General features: G+C 45.7%; 4 protein-coding genes. All 4 read left to right on the top strand.

Annotation, left to right across the window (positions count from 1 at the left end; genetic code table 11):
- Positions 1-146: 146 nt before the first annotated feature.
- The gene (locus AC1DUA_RS25225; RefSeq protein WP_477502381.1) at positions 147-1,112 is read left to right on the top strand and encodes an ABC transporter ATP-binding protein; all 966 of its coding nucleotides are present in this window, start codon (positions 147-149) and stop codon (positions 1,110-1,112) included.
- 17 nt (positions 1,113-1,129) lie between these two features.
- Entirely contained in the window at positions 1,130-2,116 is a 987-nt protein-coding gene (locus AC1DUA_RS25220; protein ID WP_477502380.1) for an ABC transporter ATP-binding protein, read from the top strand.
- Complete coding sequence (locus AC1DUA_RS25215) at positions 2,113-3,240, top strand: amidohydrolase/deacetylase family metallohydrolase (RefSeq protein WP_477502379.1); 1,128 nt, start codon at positions 2,113-2,115, stop codon at positions 3,238-3,240. Before AC1DUA_RS25220 ends, AC1DUA_RS25215 begins: the two co-directional genes overlap by 4 nt.
- A gap of 23 nt (positions 3,241-3,263) precedes the next feature.
- Positions 3,264-4,443 (top strand): ABC transporter substrate-binding protein (locus AC1DUA_RS25210; protein ID WP_477502378.1); only part of this gene is annotated, 1,180 nt, incomplete at its 3' end.

Raw genomic sequence — 4,443 nt, 5'->3', positions numbered from 1 at the left:
ATAGTAGTTAAAAAGAAAAAAAATTAGATGATCTAAAAATTTTTAATTTAATTGACTGCATATCGTTTACATTGGATCTTAATACAGCCGGGGTGGATGAGGTTTCGGTAAAGATTACGGTAAATGATGGATAAAGGAGGCACTTGATGGTTCAGCCACTACTATCGGTTGAGAATTTAAAAACCTATTTTCTCAAGGGTGATGTCGAGGTACATGCTGTTGATGGCATTGATCTCACTATTTATCCGAAACAAATTGTATGTATCGTAGGAGAATCTGGTTGCGGGAAGAGTATGACGTCTTTATCCATTATGGGGTTGGTTCCAAGGCCGCATGGACGTGTTGTAAATGGACAGATTTGGTTTGGTGGCCAAAATTTACTTGAGTTGACGGAGAATCAATTGTCCTCGATTAGGGGAAATGACATTTCGATGATATTCCAGGAGCCGATGACATCGTTGAATCCGGTGTTGACAATTGGTGATCAAATGTCCGAGGTTCTTCTCAGACACCGCAAAATATCGAAGCAGCAGGCGCTGGAATTGGTCATTAAAATGCTTGAATTCGTTGGTGTAGCACGGGCAGCGGACATTGTGAAGGAATACCCGCATCAATTCTCCGGTGGCATGCGCCAGCGTGTAATGATCGGGATGGCGATGATATGCGAGCCTAAGCTATTGATTGCAGATGAGCCTACAACGGCTCTTGATGTGACGATTCAGGCCCAGGTGCTGGAGCTAATGAAGCGTATGCGTGATGAATTCGATACCTCGGTGATGATGATCACCCATGATTTGGGTGTAGTAGCTGAAATCGCCGATCATGTGGTTGTTATGTATGCAGGCCAAGTGGTAGAAAGTGCATCGGCCGATTCATTGTTTGAGGATCCGCTTCATCCTTATTCCCAAGCACTGCTGAAATCCATTCCATCGCTGGATGAAGAAACAGAGATGCTGTATTCGATTCCTGGTACAGTACCGGATTCATCCAAGTATCCAGTAGGTTGCCGATTCGCGGAACGATGCGAGTGGACACAGCCCTCCTGTATACACAAAATGCCTGAGTTGCGCGAAGTGAAGCCCGGTCAGTTCGCTAGGTGTGATCTAATCTAAAAGAAAGGATAGATATCATGAGCGATCAGCTGTTAGAAGTCTCAAATCTCAAAAAATATTATCCGATCCAAGCTGGACTCATACGCCGAACAATCGGACACGTGAAGGCGATAGATAACGTTTCATTTCAGATAGGATATGGCGAAACCCTTGGTATTGTTGGAGAATCAGGCTGCGGGAAGTCGACCTTGGGCCGAATGATTATGCGTGTTCTTGAACCGACGGAAGGCACCATTTTATTCGATCAGCAGGACATAACCAAAATGCACGGTAAGAATCTTCGCCGCACCCGTCGAAACTTTCAAATGGTATTTCAAGATCCTTACGCATCATTGAATCCCAAAATGATCGTTGCCGACATTATCGCAGAACCACTGCTTATAAACGGCATAATGAACAGAAGTGAAGCATCCGAGAAGGTCAATCAACTCATAGATCTTGTTGGTTTACGTCAGAAGGATTTGCGGAAATATCCGCATGAGTTTTCTGGTGGGCAACGGCAGCGTATCGGTATTGCACGAGCACTGTCACTAAGCCCTAAGCTAATTGTGGCAGATGAGGCTGTCTCTGCTCTGGATGTATCCATTCAGGCACAGATTCTTAATCTGATGACGGAATTGAAGAAAGAATTTAACCTTTCTTATATGTTTATTTMGCATAATCTATCCGTAGTCAAGCACATTAGTAATCGCGTCGGTGTGATGTACCTGGGGCATTTGGTGGAGATCGGAGATAAGGATAGCTTGTACCGAGAGCCGCTCCATCCGTATACGAAGGCGCTGTTATCTTCTTCACCTATTACGAAGAGAGGCGTTAAACGGGAGAAAATTATTTTACAAGGAGAAGTCCCGAGTCCCGCTAATCCCCCTCAAGGTTGCCCGTTCCATACGCGCTGCCCGCAGGTGATGGAAGTTTGTAGATCAGTACGGCCACAACTGCAACAAATAGTTCCAGGACATTCCGCAGCTTGTCATTTATACGAGAAGGCAGGTGTACAGTTATGAAAGATGAGATTTTTGTAAAAGTAGTAGACCCATTGCGCCAAGAGACGTACAAAGCCTTATTGAAGCAGACGGGGGATGGTTATCGACTAGATCGCTCGCTCCCAGATCATTCAGCACAGGAGCCTGAATTCTATTTGAGTCCCGGATGGATCGATCTCCATACACATGTATATGATGGAGTCGCTAACCTCAGTGTAACAGCTGATGCAGTAGGGATTGAGAGCGGCGTTCATTTGGTTGTTGATGCAGGCAGTGCCGGCGAAGCGACTTTGCCTGGGCTGCAGAAGTATGTGGCTCCTGCCTTCCAGACGGAAGTTAAAGCATGGCTAAACATTAGTTCAATTGGTCTGGTTCATCTTCGTGAGGTGGCTACTTTAGATTATATTCACGTAGATAAAACGGTGAAAGCCGTCATCGATAACCGTGACTTCGTCTGTGGTATCAAGGTTCGTTCAAGCGGTGCTATCGTTGGATCAATGGGACTCCAACCGCTTCAACTGGCCAAGCTTGCAGCTCGCGAGGCCGGCGTGCCGGTTATGGTACATATCGGTGAAGCGCCTCCACTTATTGATGGCGTTTTGGATCTTTTGGACGAAGGAGATGTTATTACCCATTGTTTTCATGCAAAAATAGGAACGCCATGGCTTAAGAGTGGCAAACCAGAAGTGGCGCTCCTGAGAGCCATAGATCGAGGGGTTAAGCTGGATGTGGGTCATGGGGCGGCAAGCTTCAATAATGAGGTATGCCGCAAGGCCATAGCTGCCGGATTCGTTCCGGATACAATTAGCACAGATGTACATATACGCAATATCCGAGGTCCAGTTTATGACCTATCAACAACAATGACTAAGCTGCTGGCTTGCGGAATGCCACTTGAGAAGGTGATTGATGCAGTAACGATTGCACCATCACAGATTCTACAGATGGACAATTGGTGTAGCCTCAATGGGATTGTGGAGCGTGCAACTTTGTTTCGGGTTGATGGCCAGCGGCCGGAGGGGCGCGATTATCGCGACTCACAAGGCCATGTACTTGTACCTGAACATTTCATTAAGCCATCTGCAGTTATAACTGCAGGCAGATATACGGTATGTAAGGCGCAGTTGGATCAGCAAATTCAGTAAGACCAATTCGGGGAGGAATTATTGTGAAAATAAAGCTTTTACTAGCAGCCATGTGTTTGATAATCGTTTTATCCGCTTGTACGAACTCGAATGGCAGCTCCTCTGCTCCTGCTGACAAAGGAGCTAATAGCGTTTCATCCAAACCGGCYAAGGACACGTTAACGGTAGCGCAAGATATCGACGCGGGAACACTKGACCCGCAAAAGCAAGGTAAAATACCGGATATGGGCATTCTTATTAACATGTTTGATACGTTGGTAACACGTGATGAGAATAACAAATTGGTTCCAGCGCTAGCTACTGAATGGAAGGCACTGGACGATACGACCTGGGAATTTAAGCTTAGAGAAGGTGTGAAATTTCATGATGGCGAGCCGTTCAATGCAGATGCTGTGAAATTCAGTATAGATCGTCTTAATAATCCGGATACGAAATCACCGATAGTTGAGCTGAAAACCGTTAAAGAGGTTGTTGTTGTTGATGCCAAAACGGTAAAAATTATTACCGATGGTCCCGATCCGATATTGCCTAACAAGATGACATTGTTCGGCGGCACGATGGTTCCTCCGCAGTACATCAAGGAAAAAGGCGATGAGAATTTCGCGAAAAATCCTGTGGGTACAGGTCCATTCAAATTTGTTTCTTGGCAAAAAGATAGTCAAATCACGATGGAAGCCAATGCCGACTATTGGCAGGGGGCTGCCAAATTCAAAAAGCTAATTTTCAAAATCATTCCGAATCCTTCAAATATGGCTGCGGCAATAAGAGCCGGAGAAGTGGATATTGCCTCAGGTATCAAGCCCGATGTGGCAACACAGCTGAAAGGCCAAACAGAACTTAAAGTCGTTTCAAGTCCTGGTATCCGAACCTTCTATATTTCCTTGGATACGAAAGCAGGACCACTGGCTAAGAAGGAAGTTCGTCAGGCACTTAATTATGCCATCGATGTGAATACGATGATTAAAACCGTATTGGACGGCAATGCTGCACGTGCGTCTACGCTGGTTCCTAAGGAAAACTTCGGATACGATCCGGCTATCGCTCCATACGAATACAACATCGAGAAAGCCAAGCAGTTGCTGGCGACAGCTGGTTATCCACAAGGATTTGCAATCACACTGGATGCAGATAATCTGGAAGCAAACAACGTTCAAGTCATTGCCGCCCAGCTGGAGAAAATAGGGGTTAAGGTGCAGCTTAACT

This window comes from Paenibacillus sp. 01T422 (genome assembly GCF_056398785.1).
Note: the sequence above shows the minus strand (reverse complement) of the source record. Positions and strands in the feature narration are given on the sequence as shown.

Coding starts and splice junctions, on each gene's coding strand:
- AC1DUA_RS25215 (WP_477502379.1), top strand. CDS start 2,113: ATGAAAGATGAGATTTTTGTAAAAGTAGTAGACCCATTGCGCCAAGAG.
- AC1DUA_RS25225 (WP_477502381.1), top strand. CDS start 147: ATGGTTCAGCCACTACTATCGGTTGAGAATTTAAAAACCTATTTTCTC.